This is a genomic window from Lautropia dentalis (genome assembly GCF_003892345.1).
In the GTDB taxonomy this organism is placed as follows: domain Bacteria; phylum Pseudomonadota; class Gammaproteobacteria; order Burkholderiales; family Burkholderiaceae_E; genus Lautropia; species Lautropia dentalis.
The window spans coordinates 154,296-170,865 of record NZ_RRUE01000001.1; the positions used below are offsets into that span (position 1 = coordinate 154,296).

At 64.8% G+C, this 16,570-nt stretch carries 19 protein-coding genes and 1 pseudogene; 15 read left to right on the forward strand and 5 right to left on the reverse strand.

Annotation, left to right across the window (positions count from 1 at the left end; genetic code table 11):
- Window positions 1-119 precede the first annotated feature (119 nt).
- A complete protein-coding gene (glcF, locus tag EHV23_RS00575) occupies window positions 120-1,406 on the forward strand; it encodes a glycolate oxidase subunit GlcF (protein WP_125094255.1) in 1,287 nt (428 codons plus the stop codon).
- Here glcF and EHV23_RS00580 read toward each other — a convergent pair.
- Entirely contained in the window at window positions 1,357-1,734 is a 378-nt protein-coding gene (locus EHV23_RS00580) for a DUF4870 family protein (protein WP_125094256.1), read from the reverse strand. The genes glcF and EHV23_RS00580 overlap by 50 nt on opposite strands.
- 389 nt (window positions 1,735-2,123) lie before the next feature.
- On the opposite strand from EHV23_RS00580, the gene EHV23_RS00585 reads away from it, so the two are divergent.
- Entirely contained in the window at window positions 2,124-2,579 is a 456-nt protein-coding gene (locus tag EHV23_RS00585; RefSeq protein ID WP_125094257.1) for a DUF4870 family protein, read from the forward strand.
- Window positions 2,580-2,600: 21 nt separating this feature from the next.
- Here the strand turns inward: EHV23_RS00585 and EHV23_RS00590 are convergent, their stop codons facing one another.
- From EHV23_RS00590 to EHV23_RS00605, 4 genes are all read right to left on the reverse strand, one after another.
- The gene (locus EHV23_RS00590; protein ID WP_125094258.1) at window positions 2,601-3,266 is read right to left on the reverse strand and encodes a MarC family NAAT transporter; all 666 of its coding nucleotides are present in this window, start codon (window positions 3,264-3,266) and stop codon (window positions 2,601-2,603) included.
- Window positions 3,267-3,574: 308 nt separating this feature from the next.
- Entirely contained in the window at window positions 3,575-5,020 is a 1,446-nt protein-coding gene (locus tag EHV23_RS00595) for an NAD(P)(+) transhydrogenase (Re/Si-specific) subunit beta (protein WP_125094259.1), read from the reverse strand.
- A complete protein-coding gene (locus EHV23_RS00600) occupies window positions 5,017-5,331 on the reverse strand; it encodes an NAD(P) transhydrogenase subunit alpha part 2 (protein ID WP_125094260.1) in 315 nt (104 codons plus the stop codon). The genes EHV23_RS00595 and EHV23_RS00600 overlap by 4 nt, the downstream gene beginning before the upstream one ends.
- Before the next feature lie 9 nt (window positions 5,332-5,340).
- Window positions 5,341-6,462 carry a Re/Si-specific NAD(P)(+) transhydrogenase subunit alpha gene (locus tag EHV23_RS00605; RefSeq protein WP_125094261.1) on the reverse strand — a complete coding sequence of 374 codons (1,122 nt, stop codon included), beginning with the start codon at window positions 6,460-6,462 and terminating at the stop codon, window positions 5,341-5,343.
- 57 nt (window positions 6,463-6,519) lie between these two features.
- Between EHV23_RS00605 and mnmA the strand changes: the two are divergent.
- The 13 genes and pseudogenes from mnmA to EHV23_RS00670 all read left to right on the forward strand — a co-directional run.
- Window positions 6,520-7,485, forward strand: a pseudogene (gene mnmA, locus EHV23_RS00610) (tRNA 2-thiouridine(34) synthase MnmA); the annotation flags it as partial.
- 303 nt (window positions 7,486-7,788) lie between these two features.
- A complete protein-coding gene (locus EHV23_RS16555) occupies window positions 7,789-8,058 on the forward strand; it encodes an aminomethyltransferase beta-barrel domain-containing protein (protein ID WP_420813038.1) in 270 nt (89 codons plus the stop codon).
- A 93-nt stretch (window positions 8,059-8,151) separates the two neighbouring features.
- Window positions 8,152-8,961 carry a hypothetical protein gene (locus EHV23_RS00620; protein ID WP_125094262.1) on the forward strand — a complete coding sequence of 270 codons (810 nt, stop codon included), beginning with the start codon at window positions 8,152-8,154 and terminating at the stop codon, window positions 8,959-8,961.
- A 220-nt stretch (window positions 8,962-9,181) separates the two neighbouring features.
- Window positions 9,182-10,555: an adenylosuccinate lyase gene (purB, locus tag EHV23_RS00625; protein ID WP_125094263.1), complete on the forward strand. Its 1,374-nt coding sequence runs from the start codon at window positions 9,182-9,184 to the stop codon at window positions 10,553-10,555.
- 41 nt (window positions 10,556-10,596) lie between these two features.
- Window positions 10,597-11,022, forward strand: a complete 426-nt coding sequence (locus tag EHV23_RS00630) for a hypothetical protein (protein WP_125094264.1) — start codon at window positions 10,597-10,599, stop codon at window positions 11,020-11,022.
- A gap of 247 nt (window positions 11,023-11,269) precedes the next feature.
- Window positions 11,270-11,533: a hypothetical protein gene (locus tag EHV23_RS00635; protein WP_125094265.1), complete on the forward strand. Its 264-nt coding sequence runs from the start codon at window positions 11,270-11,272 to the stop codon at window positions 11,531-11,533.
- Window positions 11,534-11,692: 159 nt separating this feature from the next.
- Entirely contained in the window at window positions 11,693-12,253 is a 561-nt protein-coding gene (locus EHV23_RS00640) for a hypothetical protein (protein WP_125094266.1), read from the forward strand.
- 168 nt (window positions 12,254-12,421) lie between these two features.
- Window positions 12,422-12,994, forward strand: coding sequence for a hypothetical protein (locus EHV23_RS00645; protein ID WP_125094267.1), 573 nt, complete (start codon window positions 12,422-12,424; stop codon window positions 12,992-12,994).
- A 212-nt stretch (window positions 12,995-13,206) separates the two neighbouring features.
- Window positions 13,207-13,467: a type II toxin-antitoxin system ParD family antitoxin gene (locus EHV23_RS00650; RefSeq protein WP_125094268.1), complete on the forward strand. Its 261-nt coding sequence runs from the start codon at window positions 13,207-13,209 to the stop codon at window positions 13,465-13,467.
- Between the two features lie 5 nt (window positions 13,468-13,472).
- The gene (locus EHV23_RS00655; protein ID WP_238990218.1) at window positions 13,473-13,790 is read left to right on the forward strand and encodes a type II toxin-antitoxin system RelE/ParE family toxin; all 318 of its coding nucleotides are present in this window, start codon (window positions 13,473-13,475) and stop codon (window positions 13,788-13,790) included.
- Window positions 13,787-14,212 carry a rhodanese-like domain-containing protein gene (locus EHV23_RS00660; RefSeq protein ID WP_125094270.1) on the forward strand — a complete coding sequence of 142 codons (426 nt, stop codon included), beginning with the start codon at window positions 13,787-13,789 and terminating at the stop codon, window positions 14,210-14,212. Before EHV23_RS00655 ends, EHV23_RS00660 begins: the two co-directional genes overlap by 4 nt.
- Window positions 14,213-14,526: 314 nt before the next feature.
- Window positions 14,527-14,751 (forward strand): hexameric tyrosine-coordinated heme protein, encoded by a 225-nt coding sequence (locus tag EHV23_RS00665; protein ID WP_125094271.1) that lies wholly within the window; start codon window positions 14,527-14,529, stop codon window positions 14,749-14,751.
- 131 nt (window positions 14,752-14,882) lie between these two features.
- Window positions 14,883-16,382, forward strand: a complete 1,500-nt coding sequence (locus EHV23_RS00670; RefSeq protein ID WP_125094272.1) for a hypothetical protein — start codon at window positions 14,883-14,885, stop codon at window positions 16,380-16,382.
- Window positions 16,383-16,570: the final 188 nt, after the last annotated feature.

Sequence of the window (16,570 nt, forward strand, 5' to 3'; positions counted from 1 at the left end):
GGCTGAATGGCTGAATGACTAAAGTGATGCCTGACTGGGGTGATGCCTGACTGGAATGATGCCTGACTGGAATGATGCCTGACTGGAATGATGTCTGACTGAAGCTGGAGTGATGTCTGATGGAAACCCACCTTGCTGCCCGTTTTCTCGGCACGCCTGCCGGGGAGGAGGCCGAACGCATCCTGCGTGCCTGCGTCCATTGCGGTTTCTGCACCGCCACCTGTCCCACCTACCAGCTGCTCGGCGACGAGAAGGACAGCCCGCGCGGCCGCATCTACCTGATGAAACAGGTACTCGAAGGTGCAACGCCCACCCTGTCGGCCCTGCATCATCTGGACCGGTGCCTGACCTGCCGCAACTGCGAAAGCACCTGTCCTTCGGGCGTCCAGTATTCGAAACTGCTCGACATCGGTCGCGACATCATTGGCACCGAAGTGCGCCGGCCCCGGCGTGAAGCGGCCGTCCGCACGCTGGTACGCCGCGTGGTGGGCTGCAGGCCGCTGTTTGGCGGCCTGATGAGAATCGGCCGTGCCCTGCGTCCGGTCCTGCCCGCGGCCGTACGGGCCAAGGTACCCCCCGTGCACCATCCCGTGGGCCAGTGGCCCGCCCGCGCGCATGCCCGCAAGGTGCTGATGCTCAACAGCTGCGTGCAGGAAGCCATGCTGCCGGCCGTGGACCGTGCCACGGCACGGGTGCTGGACCGGCTGGGCATCCAGGCCATCGTTGAGCGGAAATCGGGCTGCTGCGGCTCGCTGCCCTTTCATCTGGATGACGAACCCGCCGGCCTGCAGGATGCGCGCCGCAATATCGATGCCTGGTGGTCGCACATCGAGGCCGGTGCCGAGGCCATCGTCATCAACATTTCGGGGTGCGGTGCCATGGTCAAGGACTATGGACACCTGCTGCGCAACGATCCCGTCTATGCCGAACGTGCCCGCCACATTGCCGGCATCACCTTCGATCTCAGCGAATGGCTGTCACGTGAACTGGCGCAGTACCGTCCCGCCATGCCCCTCAAGCCCCAGCGGCTGGTGTTCCACCCGCCCTGCACCCTGCAGCATGCCCAGAAAATCCGTGGTGTGGTGGAGGACATGCTCACCATCTGGGGTGCCGAACTGCAGCCCATCCGCGATTCACACCTGTGCTGCGGTTCGGCCGGCGCCTACTCGGTACTGCAGCCGGACATTTCGCAGCAGCTGCGCACCCGCAAGCTCGACAACCTCGAACACAGCCGGCCCGAACTGATCCTGTCGGCCAACGTGGGGTGCATTGCCCACCTGGGTGCCGGAACGGACACGCCGGTCATGCACTGGATCGAATGGATGGAGCAGCGGCTGGAGGTGGGGGGAATGGGAATCACACGATCATCATGGGCTGATACGCATTGGCCCGCAGCAGCCCCTTGATCATCCGGTAGTAGAACCAGATGACCGGGATGATGGCCAGAAAGCCCAGCAGCCCGAAGGTGATGAAGCCCAGCGGCACCGTGACGCAGACCCACAGGATGGTCCACCAGCAGGTGCGGATCATCCAGCTGAAGTGACTTGCGTAGATGGTACCCCGTGCCGACGGACGCTGGATGTAGTTGACGATCAGGGCGATGACGTTGAGCAGCCCCAGCGAGAAGGTCATCCCGATGAGGTGCATCCAGTAGTCCAGCATGGCCGTGCGCCGGAACGCTGCCTCCTGCTGGGTTTCGATGTTGGTGACGTTGTCGTAGGTGTAGGACGGCATGGCAAGCGCTCCGCTGAGGATGGGGGAGGGGCTGCGCTGTCCGAACGCTCGGGCGCATCTTCCTGCAGGTCTGGGCAGTGGCGGCGATTTCAAGGACAGAGTGCCGCCCGGAGCGCCCGGCAGGGTGAACAATGGTTTCTGGCTGCCCGGGTCATGGACGAGATGCTGGCCTTCAACCGCCGTGTCGAGACTTTCTTCCCCAGCAAAGCGCCTGTTTCCGTCTGATTTCCCCGCTTGCCCCCGATGTTTTGAACAGTCGGGCCATCGACCGGGGAGGGGATTGCCGCCCCCCCATCCCCCAGGATGCGACAAACGTCATTGTCCATGCTCCCCAAAGGGATTAGTCTCAAAAGAGACACTTGGTTCTCTTTTCCGGATCTGTTCCGTTCATGGACATCGACTCCAATGCTGCCTCGCCGGCCGGCTCTGCCCCGGCTGGCTCCCCCTTTGCTTCCGCGCACGGCTCCGTACCCTCGCACGGCTCGTCCCGGGATGCTCCGTCCGACGATCTTCACAACCTGGCCACCCAGCGCAACCTGGCGCTGGCCTGCTATGCCCTGCACATCCTGGGCGGGCCGTTCACGGTGGGGGCAGCCAGTCTGGCGGGGCTGATCATCAACCATCTGCAGCGCGACCATGCACGGGGCACGGTGTACTACACGCACCACCGCTGGATGATCGGCACCTGCTGGCTGGGGGCCGGGCTGGCGCTGCTGGCCGGGCTTGTCTGCCTGGCCTTTCCGTCGCTGACCCTGTTGCTGTTCCCGCTCATCGGTATCTACCTGATGCTGCGGATGGTGACGGGGGCGATCAACGCCATTCACGGCGAGCCGATCAAGGACTGAGGCGCGGCTTGCTGCGCCGCCTCAGTGCGCCGCAGCAGCCGCCTGCACCAGCGTGGCGTACAGCGTCTGGGCGCCCGAGGCCACGAACTGCACGCCCACACAGATCAGCAGAAAGCCGCTCAGCCGGGTCACCACCTCGATGCCGGTGTTGCCCAACCGGGTGGTGACGCTGCGGGCGCTGCGCAGCAGCAGCCACTCGATGGCGCACACCATCAGCATGGCAATGAGCACGGCGGCATAGGCACCGATGCGGTGCTGAAAGCCGCCCAGCTCACGGATCTGCGTCTCCAGACCGATCACCACGGCGATGGAGCCGGGGCCGGTGATGCCGGGCAGGGCCAGCGGGAAGAAGGCGGGATTGCCATACTGGGCCTTGGCCACTTCCGACACCTCGGCCTTGCCATACAGCATGCCGTGGCCCAGCAGGCCGATGATCATGCCCCCGGCCACACGCATGGCGCCGTAGGAAATGCCGAAGGCCTTCATGATCATGCTGCCCACGAACAGCGATCCCACCAGAATGCAGAAGCAGTAGAGCGAGGTCTTGGTGGCCGTGCGCCGTGTGGTGTCGGCGTCCATGCCGACGGTGACCGAGGTGAAGATGGGCAGCGTGGCCGGCGGGTTCATGATGGTGAGAAGGCTCACAAAGGCCCCCAGCAGAAACGCGGTAAAACTCTCGCCAGCCATGCTTCGACCATCCACCAAACGTACGAAGTCTGATTGTCGGGCACCGGTTTGCGTGTGGCCAGCCCCCGGCGCCGGGTGTTGTATAGGCGCCGATAAAACAAAAAACCCCTGTGCCATGAGGCAGCAGGGGTTTGCGGAGGACGGGTGAATCGCCCGCGGTGGAGTGGCTGTTGCCTGTCCTGGCGCTTCCGGTAGTCGGCGCAGGTGCTTTTGGAGGCCAGCAGGTGCTTCCAGTGGCTGGCCTGTGGCATGCCGGCCGGCCCGGCGCAGTGCCCGCTGCACAAGGCCGCGGGCGTTCTGCGTGCGGGTCAGCCCTCCAGCGACTTCACCATGTCCTCGACCACTTTCTTGGCGTCGCCGAACACCATCATGGTCTTGGGCATGTAGAACAGCTCGTTGTCCAGGCCGGCGTAGCCGGAGGCCATCGAACGCTTGTTCACGATCACCTGGCCGGCCTTGTAGGCGTCCAGGATCGGCATGCCGGCGATGGGGGAGCTGGGGTCCTTGGCGGCGGGGTTCACCACGTCGTTGGCGCCCAGCACCAGCACCACGTCGGTCTCACCGAAGTCGGGGTTGATGTCCTCCATTTCGAAGACCTGGTCGTAGGGCACCTCGGCCTCGGCCAGCAACACGTTCATGTGACCCGGCATGCGGCCGGCCACCGGGTGGATGGCATAGCGCACCTGCACGCCTTTCTCGATCAGCTTGTCGGTCAGCTCCTTCAGCGGGTGCTGGGCGCGGGCCACGGCCAGACCGTAGCCCGGCACGATGATGACCGAGTCGGCGTTGGCCAGCATGAAGGCGGCGTCGTCGGCCGAGCCGCTGCGCACGGGGCGCTGCTCTTTGGCTTCACCACTGCCGGCTGCGGCCGGATCGGCACCGAAGCCACCCAGGATCACGTTGAAGAACGAGCGGTTCATCGCCTTGCACATGATGTACGAGAGGATGGCACCGCTGGAGCCCACCAGCGAACCGGCGATGATCAGCATGGGGTTGTTGAGCGAGAAGCCGATGCCGGCGGCCGCCCAGCCCGAGTAGCTGTTGAGCATCGACACCACCACCGGCATGTCGGCCCCGCCGATCGGGATGATGATCAGCACGCCCAGCACGAAGGCGATGGCGGTCATCATCCAGTACGGGAACCAGCCCTGTGTGGCGGCAAACCAGCAGCCGAACAGCACCATGGCAATGGCCAGGATGAGGTTCAGTGCGTGCTGGCCGGCGAAGGTGACCGGGGCGCCCTGGAACAGGCGGAACTTGTACTTGCCCGACAGTTTGCCGAAGGCGATGACCGAGCCGGAGAAGGTGATGGCGCCGACGAAGGTGCCGATGAACAGCTCGACGCGGTTGCCCACGGGGATGCGCTCGCCATGGGCGACGATGTCGAAGGCCCAGGGCTCGGCCACGCAGGCGATGGCGATGAAGACCGCGGCCAGGCCGATCATGGAGTGCATGAAGGCCACCAGCTCGGGCATCTTGGTCATTTCCACCCGGCGCGCCATGATGGTGCCGAGGGTTCCGCCCACCAGCAGGCCCAGGATGACCAGCGCGATGCCGGCCCCGTTGGACTGGGTGCCGGCGGCATCCTGCAGTTTCAGGATCAGCGCCACCGTGGTGAGCAGCGCGATGGCCATGCCGCTCATGCCGAAGACGTTGCCGCGGCGGGCGGTGGTGGGGTGCGACAGTCCCTTCAGGGCCTGGATGAAGCAGACCGAGGCCACGAGGTACAGAAGGACGACAAGGTTCATGCTCATGCCTGTTTCTCCGCCTTTTTCGGTTCTTTCTTCTTGAACATCTCGAGCATGCGCCGTGTCACCAGGAAGCCGCCGAACACGTTGACGGCGGCGAGGACCACGGCCAGCAGGCCCATGGTCCGTCCCAGGCCGGTTTCGGTCAGCGAGGCGGCCAGCATGGCGCCCACGATGACGATGGCCGAGATGGCGTTCGTGACGGCCATCAGCGGTGTGTGCAGCGCCGGCGTCACGTTCCAGACCACGTGATAGCCCACATAGATGGCCAGCACGAGGATGATCAGATTGATGATGGTGTGATTGACGAGTTCCATGCTTTTCCCTTATTTCTGCTCGCGCAGCACCTTGCCGTCCTGCGTGACCAGGCAGGCCTTGACGATGTCGTCCTCGAGGTTGATCTTCAGTTTCTTCTCGTCATCGACGATCAGCTTCAGGAAGTCGAGGATGTTGCGGGCGTAGAAGGCCGAGGCGTCGGCCGGTACGAGCGCCGGCAGGTTGCCCACGCCGGCGATGCTCACGCCATGGTGGCGCACGACCTTGTCGGCCTGCGACAGCTCGCAGTTGCCGCCCTGTTCGACGGCCATGTCGACGATGACCGAGCCCGGCTTCATCGACTCGACCATGGCGCGCGTGACCAGCACCGGCGCCTTGCGGCCCGGGATGAGCGCGGTGGTGATCACCACGTCGGCCTGCCTGATGCGCTCGGCCACGGCAGCGGCCTGGCGCTGCAGCCACGATGCCGGCATCGGCCGGGCGTAGCCGCCCACGCCGGCGGCGGCCTCGCGTTCTTCATCGGTCTCGTAGGGCACGTCGATGAACTTGGCGCCCAGCGACTCGATCTGCTCCTTCACGGCAGGGCGCACGTCCGAGGCCTCGATCACCGCGCCCAGCCGCTTGGCCGTGGCGATGGCCTGCAGGCCAGCCACCCCGGCGCCCAGGATGACCACGCGGGCGGCCTTGGCCGTGCCGGCGGCGGTCATCATCATGGGGAAGAAGCGCTGATACAGGTTGGCGGCCACCAGCACGGCCTTGTATCCTGCGATATTGGCCTGAGATGAGAGCACATCCAGGCTCTGTGCCCGCGTGGTGCGGGGGGCGGCCTCGAGGGCAAAGCCGGTCACGCCGGTGGCGGCCAGCTTCTCCAGCCCTTCGGCATGGAAGGGGTTGAGCATGCCCAGCAGGGCCGTGCCGGCCTTCAGGTGCTTCAGCTCCTCTTCCATGGGGCTGCGCACCTTGGCCACCAGCTCGGCGCCGAAGGCACCGGCCGTGTCCACCAGCTGCGCACCGGCCTCTTCCCAGGCGGTGTCGGGGATGTCGGAGGCCACACCGGCCTCGCGTTCCACCACCACCTCGTGGCCGGCTTTCACCAGCTTCCTGACCGTTTCCGGTGTGGCGGCTACCCGGGTTTCGCCAGGGCGCCGCTCTTTCGGGATCCCGATTCTCATGAGTCGATCCTTTCCAAGGGTTTGCTGCAGGGATTTTCTGTTTTCTACAATGTTCGCATGAAACGTACGATACCGGACGGCGAAGGCCGTCAGATTGTGGTGGGGCTTTCGGGCGGGGTCGATTCGGCCGTCAGTGCCTGGCTGCTGAAGGAGGCCGGCTGGCAGGTCACGGGCCTCTTCATGAAGAACTGGGAAGATGACGACGACAGCGAGTACTGCTCCTCCCGGCAGGACTGGCTGGATGCCGCCAGCGTGGCCGATGTCATCGGCATCGACCTGGAGGCCGTCAACTTCGCCGCAGACTACCGGGAAAGGGTGTTCCGGCTCTTTCTGGAGGCCTACGAGGCCGGCCTCACACCCAACCCCGACGTGCTCTGCAACGCCGAGATCAAGTTCAAGGCGTTTCTGGACCACGCCCTGAAGCTGGGGGCCGAACGCATCGCCACCGGTCACTATGCCGGCAGCCGCGTGGGGCCCGATGGGCGCGTGCAGCTGTTGCGCGGGGCCGACAGGAACAAGGACCAGAGTTATTTCCTTCATAGGCTGAATCAATACCAGCTTTCGTCCGTGGTCTTTCCGCTGGCCGGATACACCAAGCCGGAGGTGCGCGAGATCGCCACCCGCATCGGCCTGCCCAACGCCACCAAGAAGGATTCCACCGGCATCTGCTTCATCGGCGAGCGGCCGTTTCGCGAGTTCCTGTCGCGCTACCTGCCCACCCAGCCGGGCCCCATCGTCGACGACCGGGGCGTGCAGGTGGGCGAGCACGTGGGCCTGTCGTTCTACACGCTGGGTCAGCGCAAGGGCATTGGCATCGGCGGCCGGCGCGACAATGCCGGCGGGGAACCCTGGTTCGTGGCCGGCAAGGATCTGGCCACCAACACGCTGACCGTCGTGCGTGGCCACGATCATCCATTGCTGCTCACCCGCGAGCTGGTGGGGCGTGATGTGCACTGGATCGGTGACGCCCCCATCACGGGCAAGCACTACGGCATCAAGGCCCGCTACCGGCAGGAAGATGCCGATGGCTGGCTGGAAGGGGATGTACCCCGTGGCTGTGCCGCCGACGGCTTCCGGCCCGGCGCTGCCCGGGGGCGTGGCATGGGGGCCGGCATCGGTATGGGGCAGGGCAGTGTGGTGGGGCAGGATGACGCCAGTGCCATTGCCCGCGAGGTGGCGGCCAGTCTGGGGGTGCCCGTGCCCACCGGGGCGGCCGGCCAGAATACCGGTGCAGTGCGGGGACCCTCGTGGGGGGATGTGCCCGTGTGCGGCGCCGGCGGCATGACGGGGGCGGGCTGGCCTGCGGCCGGCATGCCTGTGGCCGGCATGCCACCCGGGAGGGGGGCTGGCGTGCCATCAGCGGGGGGCGTCGGCACGCAAGACCCGGTGACGGGGGGGAGCTGGCCGGGGACATCACACGGGGCAGCCGGCGGTGCCTCCCGGCCGGGAGACCCGGCCGCGTCTGGCGGGCCGCGCATCCAGGTCCATTTCTCCAGCCCGCAGTGGGCCGTCACGCCAGGCCAGTCCGCCGTGTTCTACGACGGCGAAGTCTGTCTGGGGGGCTGCATCATCGACCGGAAACCTGCCCGCGCCTGACCGCCTGCACCCTCCGCTCGTCCGCGCGTGCTGGCGGCCCTGTACGTCCTGCCCAACAATCCGGGGCATATGGACACTCCGGGTACACGACACATGGCAACTACCACGCCGGCCCCTGCCGCAAGGGCCCAGGCCGGCGCGCGCTCGCGACCAGAAATGGCGCGGCGTCAGCGTCGCCGGCTGTTGCAGATCATTGCCATGGCATTTTCCGGGCTGCTGCTCGGCAGGCCCGCCCATGCCAATACCACCCGACGCCAGCTGGGGCCCCTCTCCCAGGGGCAGCGCATGCTGATTATCGAGTTTCTGGAGGCACAGGCCACCCTGCTGTCCACCTACGTGCTGGCCGGCATCGATGACGGCGCCGACCGCTATCGCAGCACGCTGGAGAGCCAGCGCCGCAATGCCGACCTGCTGCTGGGGCGTGTCAAGCGCGAGCTGTTCGCGCGCATCGAGCGTTCCGACATGACGGCCATCGAAGCCCGCTGGCACACCGTGTCCGACGCTGCCCGCACCCAGCCCACGCTGGACATCGCCCGCCTGATGCTGCCGATGGCGCAGGAAGTGGCCGCGCCGCTGGGCAACCTGCTGCCGGCGGTCGACACCCAGAGCCTGGGCGGCATGGAAGGGCGCGCGCGCCGTCGTCTGCTGATGTGCCAGCTGATGCTGGACGGCCTCAGCGCCTGCTGGGGGCGTGACCTGGCCCAGTGGGATCTGATGGAGGCACGCCGCGGTCTGCTCGATACCTGGCTCAATGCCGTGGCCCAGCAGGGCACCGACGGCGTGCGCCTGATGGCGCAGTGGAACCTCTTTGCCAGCGCGCTGCCGCTGCACAACGCGCGCTGCCTGCCTGGGGCGGCGCAGACCCTGCAGATGGTGGGGGAGCGGCTGTACAAGCTGCTCTAGCGCGTGTTGGGGGGCGTTTGTCCCGCGAAACACACGTACGGCATGCAGGGCAAGGCGGCCATCCTGTTGAAGGACGGTAGTGGCGATACGCCTGCATGAGGCGGTGCCAGGGGGCGATCCGTATTCCGGGGCAGGGTGGCCCTGAGCCGTGTGTGTATGTGGGGAATACAGGGGATTTGCTAGCATTCCGGCTGTCGATCACCCCAGCCGGAGCCCCCTCATGTCCGCCCAATCCGCCGCCCTCGAAGCCCTCTCTCCCCTGGATGGCCGCTATGCCGCCAAGGTCGCCCCGCTGCGCGCCTTCTGGTCCGAGGCCGCCTTCATGCGCCACCGCGTGCAGGTGGAAGTGGCCTGGCTCATCGCGCTCTCGGATGCCGGCCTGCCCGAACTGAAGCCCTTCAGTGTCGCCGCCCGCCAGCGCCTGCAGGCCATCGTCGAGCATTTCGGCCCGGCCGATGCCCAGACCATCAAGGACTTCGAACGCACCACCAACCACGACGTGAAGGCGGTCGAATACTTCCTGAAGAGCAGGGTGGCCGAGGATGCCGAGCTGGCACCCGCCGCCGAATTCATCCACTTTGCCTGCACCTCCGAGGACATCAACAACACCTCGCACGGCCTGATGCTCAAGGGCAGCCGCGAACAGGTCATCCTGCCCGCCATCGACCGCATCATCGACACCCTGCGCACCATGGCACACCAGTATGCCGGCCTGCCCATGCTGTCGCGCACCCACGGCCAGCCCGCCTCGCCCACCACCCTGGGCAAGGAACTGGCCAACGTCGTGCAGCGCATGAAGCGGGCCCGCGAGCATATTGCCGCCGTGCAGCTGCTGGGCAAGATGAACGGCGCCGTCGGCAACTACAACGCGCATCTCTCCGCATATCCGGAGGTGGACTGGCCGGCCTTCTCGAAGCGCGTCATCGAGGGGCAGCTGGGCCTGACCTTCAACCCGCTCACCACGCAGATCGAACCGCACGACTACATGGCGGAGCTGTTCCATGCGCTGATCGGCTTCAACACCGTGCTGCTGGACCTGTGCCGCGACATCTGGAGCTACATTTCCATTGGCTATTTCACCCAGAAGCTGAAGGAAGGCGAGGTGGGTTCGTCCACCATGCCGCACAAGGTCAACCCCATCGATTTCGAAAACGCCGAGGGCAACCTGGGCCTGGCCAACGCACTGCTCTCGCATCTGGCCCAGAAGCTGCCCGTCAGCCGCTGGCAGCGTGACCTGACCGACTCCACCGTCCTGCGCAACGTCGGCGTGGCGCTGGGCTACGCACTGCTGGCCTTCGACTCCGCCCAGCGCGGCCTGGGCAAACTGCAGGTGGCCGAGGCGGCACTGGCCCGCGATCTCGATGCCAACTGGGAAGTGCTGGCCGAGCCCATCCAGACCGTCATGCGCCGCTACGGCGTGGAAAAACCGTACGAGAAGCTGAAGGAACTCACCCGCGGTCGTGCCATCGGCCAGGCCGAGCTGGTGGCCTTCATCGATACCCTGCAAATCCCCGCCGCCGCCAGGGAACAGCTCAAGGCCATGACGCCGGCCAGCTACATTGGCCGGGCCGAGGCGCTGGCGAAGCGGGTGTGATGTGCCATGATGTCCGGTAATGCGTGACGGGAGGAAGCTGCATGGCGCTGGAATTCCTGATGGAAATCATCGTGGGGACGGTGGTAGAGATCGGAATCGATGAATACCCGAAGTACGCTGCGCGGCGCCGTCATTCCGCATGGCGCGTGCTGCTGACCTCGTTCCTGGTTCTGCTGGCGCTGTTCACGATTCTCATGCTGCTTCCCATCGGCCTCGAACGCAGCTGGGCCGACCGCATGCATTTCGTTCTCGTTGTGTCCACCATCGGGGCCATCGGCATGACCCTGGCGTACGGGCTGTATCGCTGGGTTGCGGTGCGCAAGGCGCGTAAACAGGCGCAGGCAGAACGCGCGGAAGCAGAACACGTGCAGGCGGGACATGTGCAGGGAGAATACGTGCAGGGAGAACGCGCGCGGGCAGAACACGGGCAGGCAGAACGCGGAGCCGGCATTGTGGACAGGGACTGACCCGGACGAAACGGTTTTTGTGTCGCAGGGGAGGGGCACGACTCCCGGCCAGCCGCATGCGGTGGAGAAGGTGGTCTTGCGAGACAAGGCGTGTGAACCAGCAGGCTTCCCCACGTGTCGTGGATGCGGCCCAGGCTGCGTTCACACGATATCCCGGGTGCGATATGCGGGCTTTTGCTCGAAGATACAGATAATTGCGCATAATTTAACGAATTATCGAAAAGAGAAGGGGGAAACGTCCGTGCTCATGATCGCAACCGCCCTCAGCAGTGTCCTGATCGTGCTGCTGGCCAGAGTGGCCATGGGGAAGGCCGCGTGGAGCTGGCCCTGTGCCGCCGTGGTGTTCATCGTTTCCGCTGCCTGTCTGGCGGGTGCTTTCCTGCTCGATGACCAGCCGGTCGAAGGGGCCGCCCTGAAAGGTGTCGTGATCGGACTGATCAATGTGGTCCTGTTCTTCGTGCTGAAAGGGGTGTTCCAGAAGACGGTCGCCCGCCAGCAGGACGGACCCTGACATCGAATACCGTCCGCCTCTGCGCAGTGTGCCCTGCGTCCTGCGTCCGCCCTGTGCCCTGTCCGCTGTCAGCACACGACTGGGGGCCGGCGCGGGGGACGACGCGGTTCGTCACACACTCCAGCAATATCCAGCAACCCTGACCAAGGAGATCCCTGCATGAATATATTCGTTCCCAGTGCAAAACTCGTCGTCCTGAAGGAACTGCCGTTCAGCGATTATGCATTTCCACGCTGGCAGTCCTATGCGTCCATCGCACTGGTGGCTTTGCTGTCGGCCATTTCTGCCACGCTGGCACCGCAGATGCATGGCCTTCCCCTGATGTCGTTCTGGGTTCTTTTGGGCTCGAACTTCCTTTCCACCTGGGTGCTCTTTCTGATGGCGATGTTCATCCTGCGCTGGTGGATGAAGCGGGGTGACCGCTGGGATGGCGAGGGCGATATGTTCAACCTGATTGCGGCGTCCTGGCTGGTGATCGATCTGATCGTCTATGCAGCGTCGATGCTCGGCGCGCCGGGCTTCATCGTCATGCCGCTGTCCATCTATACGATATGGGTCGCCGGCAACGCCCTTTCCGGGGCCATTCCCAAGGCTTCGCTGGGTTATTCCATCGTCGGCGTGATACTGGCCATCATCCCCGGGGCGCTGATCGGTGCCGCGGTGGGCATCATGCTGGTCAAGATGGGCTACCTGCCCATGCCGGCCGCCCCTGCGGGCTGAGCAATGCCGGCTGGTCCTGCGGGCTGAGCGCACAACGATCCTCTGCAAAAGTCTGCGAGCGCTCTGGACCCAGGATCGGGATGGCATGGTTCTGCTGGCCACGCCAACGCGGATCGTCAGAGAAGGATCCATCAGAGAAAGATCGTCAGAGAAAAAGGAGACCCCTGCATGAACATTTTCGTTCCCAGCGCAAAACTCGTCGTCCTGAAGGAACTGCCGTTCAGCGATTATGCGTTTCCGCGCTGGCAGTCCAACGCGGCCATCCTCCTGCTGGGGATCCTCTCCGGCGTCCTGCAGGTGCTGATGCCGTTGCGACCCGGTGCGCCCATGTTTCCATCGTGGTATGTCATCGGGTCGAGCATCCTCATCATGTGGGCTGGCTATCTGGTGGTGGTGCGTGTCCTGCGTGGGTGGCTGAAGCGGGGTGATCGCTGGGATGGCGAAGGCGACCTGTTCAACCTGGTTGCAGCGGCGTGGTTCCTGATCCACACCATTTCCTTCCTGCTCGCCCTGTCCGGCGCACAGCCGTACATCGTCACACCGTTGTGGATCTACTCCCTCTGGGTGGCGGGCAATGCTCTGTCCGGAGCCATTCCGAAAGCCTCTCTGGGCTATTCCATCGTTGGCATCCTGCTGGGAACCCTGGCCAGCGTGCTCCTTGGCGCCCTGATCGGCGGGGTGGGCGGTGCCCTGCTGGCCATACTGGGCCTGGTCCAGGTGCCGCACGGCGCGGCGGGCTGATCACAGCAGGCCAACCCTGCAGGCTGCCCCCTGTGGACTGATCGGGAGGATGCCACATCGGTTTCCGGCGTGGAGCTTGGTGCGCAGGACGGATGAGTTCATGATGCGCCCTGGTGGCCGGTACGCTTCCTGCATGGATTGCCAATCTTTGCCAAACGGGCTAAGCTTGCGCCCATCCACGACCGCCCATCCACCACGCCGGAGGCTTGCCCATGGTCACAATGAACATCTCCCTGTCCGACGCACTGAAGAACTTTGTGGACGAGCAGGTCTCGCAGGGTGGCTACGTGTCCAGCAGCGAGTATGTCCGCGACCTGCTTCGCAGGGAGCAGGGGCGCCTGCAGCTGCGGAGCATGCTGCTCGATGGCATCAACAGTGGGCCGGCAGGGGTGGCGGATGACGCCTATTTCGATGATCTGAAACAGAAGGTACGGAAGGCTGCCCGCAGGCGCTGTGAAGCAACGGTGGAATGACTGTCGTGAAGTACAAGGTCATTGAAGACAGCGTCCGGGCACGTCAGGATGTCGAGCGTATCGTTGCCGACTATCTGGAGCAGGATGCAGAACGGGCGGGGCTGCATTTTGCCGAGGCGCTTCAGAAGGCCTATCGGCACATCGCCCGGTTCCCTGGTACCGGTTCATCCCGCTACGAGCATGTGCTTCAACTACCGGGGCTGAAATTCTGGCGAGTGCCCGGTTATCCGCATCTGGTGTTCTACGTCGAGCATCCAGAGCAGATCTCCGTTCTGCGTGTCCTGCATGGTCAGCGCGACATTCCTGCTTTCCTCACTGAATGACATTGCACGCCACCCTCCCCGAAACCGACGCCTGGGAACTCTTCTGGGCCATCAAGCAGGGCAAGCCCGTCAAGGTGGTGGACGGCCGTTCACCCGAAGCCTTTGCCCGTGAGCATATCCCCGGCGCCCTGAACCTGCCGCTGGTTGCCTCGGGCGCAGATGCCGCAACGGCGGATGCCGGCTGCGTCGTCCAGACCACCAGCCTGTCCTCGCTGTCTCCCGATGTCCTCTACGTCTGCTGCGACGATGGCATAGACGGCGACGTGGCCGAACGGACCGCCTGCCGCCTGCAGGCCGCCGGCCTGAAGGTGCAGATACTGGTGGGCGGCATCGACTGGTGGCGGCGCGACGGCTATTCCACCGAGGGCGAGAACGCCCAGACGGGTACCCGGGTGGGCTGCGGCTGCGGCCGGCGGGGGTAACTCACCCCGACCCTGGCTCCAAAGCGCTCGCAGACTTTTGCAGGGGCTTTCATGTATCCGTATGAGATCGTGCATTTATTTGATTTCAATAACAAGATACATTATCAAAATCAAAGACAATAATGTGTACCAGATCCACGTGCTGAAGAAATCCCGGTGTTTTTGGAAAATACCGTTATATCTTCCGCCGTCCGTTCCATTCCCCTTGATCAGCCCGTAGCTGTCTTCCTAAAATGCGCCTCCTCCCGCCCCGGGAGCCTTCGTGGGTTTTCGCGGCGGGCTCTTTCATTTACCGGAACCGAACGGAGAAAACCATGGAAGCCTGGCTGCCCAGCCTCATCACCGCCACCCCGCAAGAGGGGTATGAACTGGCCATCAAACTGTCGCGCATGGCCGTCAAGTACACCCAGCCCAGCGCCGAAGTGCGCGCCCAGCTGCGCCCCGTGTACGAAAAGGATGCCGACAGCCTGACCGCCGTGTCGCAGGTGGTTGCCATCAACTTCCAGACCGTGGCCGCTGCCAACAACTACTGGAAGTGATGCCCGCCTCCAACGCCACCTCTGTGCGCATGTATCCAAAATGTGACGCCATATAGGCTACAGACATTGCATTGCAAGAAAGTGTGAAGCATGCTGCGGGTGATGAGGGTCTGAACGACAGGAGCATCACCATGCGGACATCGATACAGTTTCGGCTGCCGGTTACTGCGGCGGCGCTCGCACTTCTTCTGGCCGCCTGCGGTGGCGGCGGCGGTGGGGCACAGCGGGGCGTACTCAGCTCTCCGCAGCCGCCGTCGTCCAGTGGCGGCGGCCTCATTCCGGGTGGCGGCCAGTCCGGGCAGGCAGGCCAGAACGGCCAGAATGGCAACACCAGCCAGAACGGCCAGAGCGGCCAGAACGGTAATGCCAGCCAGTCTGGACAGACAGGCCAGAGCGGTAACGCCAGTCAGGGGGGCCAGACTGGCCAGAACGGTAATGCCAGCCAGTCTGGACAGACAGGCCAGAGCGGTAACGCCAGTCAGGGGGGCCAGACTGGCCAGAACGGCAACACCGGCCAGAATGGTGCTTCCGGCAGTGGTGGCACGGGGGATTCTGGTGCTGGTGGCACAGGCAGCGGTGGCAACACTGGCGGCCAGACAGGTGGCAGTGGCACCGGCAATGCCGGCACGGGCAACACGGGCAGTCAGTCCGGCGGTGGTACCGGCAACACGGGCAACCAGTCCGGCGGCGGCAGCGCAGGCAACCAGAACGGTGGTGCTTCCGGCACCGGCACCATCACCCCCATCGTCAGCAGGCTTCCGCTCATTTCCGCCCGGGGCGTGCGTGGCGACGTGCTGCTGGCCATGATCGACCAGAGGGCCTGTGCTTCCCTTTCCCGGGCCACCAGCTACAACGGCAGCCTGCTGGCCAATACGCATACCCCCAACGTCGTGGCCGGTGTGGAGCTGGATCCGTTCAACTACACGCACACCACCTCGGCACCCGATCCGTCCAGCCCGCTGATCGACGCGAAGTGCACGGAGAACTACTACCGCTACCGGGCGGCTGAAGAAGGGCGCAGCTACACCATCTACGCGTACAGCTATCCGCGCTACTACCACCCGCTCAGCATCGGGGCCACCCAGCGTGTCCACTATCTGGAAGTGAGAACATCGCTGACCGTCTCGGGCACCGGCTTCACGCTGGGGCAGACCATCAGCGTGCGTGACGGGGCGGACGATGGCATCAGCAACTTCTGGGGCAACGGTACGCACGTCGAGAAGCTGGAGCTGTCGGCTGCTGCGGCGCGCACCATCGCCTTCAACAGCGTGGTGCCCTATGGTGTGCTGATCGAATGGAAAGGCACCAGCAGCTCGGCCGCTGTTTCCGCTACCAGTGGCTCCGGTGCCGCCAATGCCACCGGCACAGCCAATGCAGCCAGCGGCACGAGCCGCACGAACAGCACCAGCCCCCGTCTCGAACAGCTGATGCTGCTGCGTGGCCAGAATGGCAGCCAGGCCAAGCTCTGCTGGAATGCGTCGGGGCTGCAGTATGCCCGCCGGCTGCACTGCACGGCCTGGAAGGCACCGGCCGGCTGGCAGCGGGGTCAGAAGCTGGGCTTCGACGGTCACTACCTGATCGATGACCGTTCTGCGCATGCGGGCGAAAGCGGCTTCTTCTACTGGCGTTAGAGCGTGTCACGCACTCATCGACCCCTCGCAGTTCCCAGCCGTACGCGAGGGTGTTGCCCTGTCCGGCAGGGCGGTCCGCCTTGCCTGCGCAGCGTGCCTTGTCAGCACACGGCTGGGCCGGGGGCTGCCCGCAGGGGAGTTTCTCCTGCGGGTACGCATGACTGTGTTGGCCGTGCCTTGAAACCATT

What these genes read in the sequence shown, in the direction of transcription:
- glcF (WP_125094255.1), top strand. Translation starts at nt 120, where the DNA reads ATGGAAACCCACCTTGCTGCCCGTTTTCTCGGCACGCCTGCCGGGGAG.
- EHV23_RS00580 (WP_125094256.1), bottom strand. Translation starts at nt 1,734, where the DNA reads ATGCCGTCCTACACCTACGACAACGTCACCAACATCGAAACCCAGCAG.
- EHV23_RS00585 (WP_125094257.1), top strand. Translation starts at nt 2,124, where the DNA reads ATGGACATCGACTCCAATGCTGCCTCGCCGGCCGGCTCTGCCCCGGCT.
- EHV23_RS00590 (WP_125094258.1), bottom strand. Translation starts at nt 3,266, where the DNA reads ATGGCTGGCGAGAGTTTTACCGCGTTTCTGCTGGGGGCCTTTGTGAGC.
- EHV23_RS00595 (WP_125094259.1), bottom strand. Translation starts at nt 5,020, where the DNA reads ATGAGCATGAACCTTGTCGTCCTTCTGTACCTCGTGGCCTCGGTCTGC.
- EHV23_RS00600 (WP_125094260.1), bottom strand. Translation starts at nt 5,331, where the DNA reads ATGGAACTCGTCAATCACACCATCATCAATCTGATCATCCTCGTGCTG.
- EHV23_RS00605 (WP_125094261.1), bottom strand. Translation starts at nt 6,462, where the DNA reads ATGAGAATCGGGATCCCGAAAGAGCGGCGCCCTGGCGAAACCCGGGTA.
- EHV23_RS16555 (WP_420813038.1), top strand. Translation starts at nt 7,789, where the DNA reads ATGCCACCCGGGAGGGGGGCTGGCGTGCCATCAGCGGGGGGCGTCGGC.
- EHV23_RS00620 (WP_125094262.1), top strand. Translation starts at nt 8,152, where the DNA reads ATGGCAACTACCACGCCGGCCCCTGCCGCAAGGGCCCAGGCCGGCGCG.
- purB (WP_125094263.1), top strand. Translation starts at nt 9,182, where the DNA reads ATGTCCGCCCAATCCGCCGCCCTCGAAGCCCTCTCTCCCCTGGATGGC.
- EHV23_RS00630 (WP_125094264.1), top strand. Translation starts at nt 10,597, where the DNA reads ATGGCGCTGGAATTCCTGATGGAAATCATCGTGGGGACGGTGGTAGAG.
- EHV23_RS00635 (WP_125094265.1), top strand. Translation starts at nt 11,270, where the DNA reads ATGATCGCAACCGCCCTCAGCAGTGTCCTGATCGTGCTGCTGGCCAGA.
- EHV23_RS00640 (WP_125094266.1), top strand. Translation starts at nt 11,693, where the DNA reads ATGAATATATTCGTTCCCAGTGCAAAACTCGTCGTCCTGAAGGAACTG.
- EHV23_RS00645 (WP_125094267.1), top strand. Translation starts at nt 12,422, where the DNA reads ATGAACATTTTCGTTCCCAGCGCAAAACTCGTCGTCCTGAAGGAACTG.
- EHV23_RS00650 (WP_125094268.1), top strand. Translation starts at nt 13,207, where the DNA reads ATGGTCACAATGAACATCTCCCTGTCCGACGCACTGAAGAACTTTGTG.
- EHV23_RS00660 (WP_125094270.1), top strand. Translation starts at nt 13,787, where the DNA reads ATGACATTGCACGCCACCCTCCCCGAAACCGACGCCTGGGAACTCTTC.
- EHV23_RS00665 (WP_125094271.1), top strand. Translation starts at nt 14,527, where the DNA reads ATGGAAGCCTGGCTGCCCAGCCTCATCACCGCCACCCCGCAAGAGGGG.
- EHV23_RS00670 (WP_125094272.1), top strand. Translation starts at nt 14,883, where the DNA reads ATGCGGACATCGATACAGTTTCGGCTGCCGGTTACTGCGGCGGCGCTC.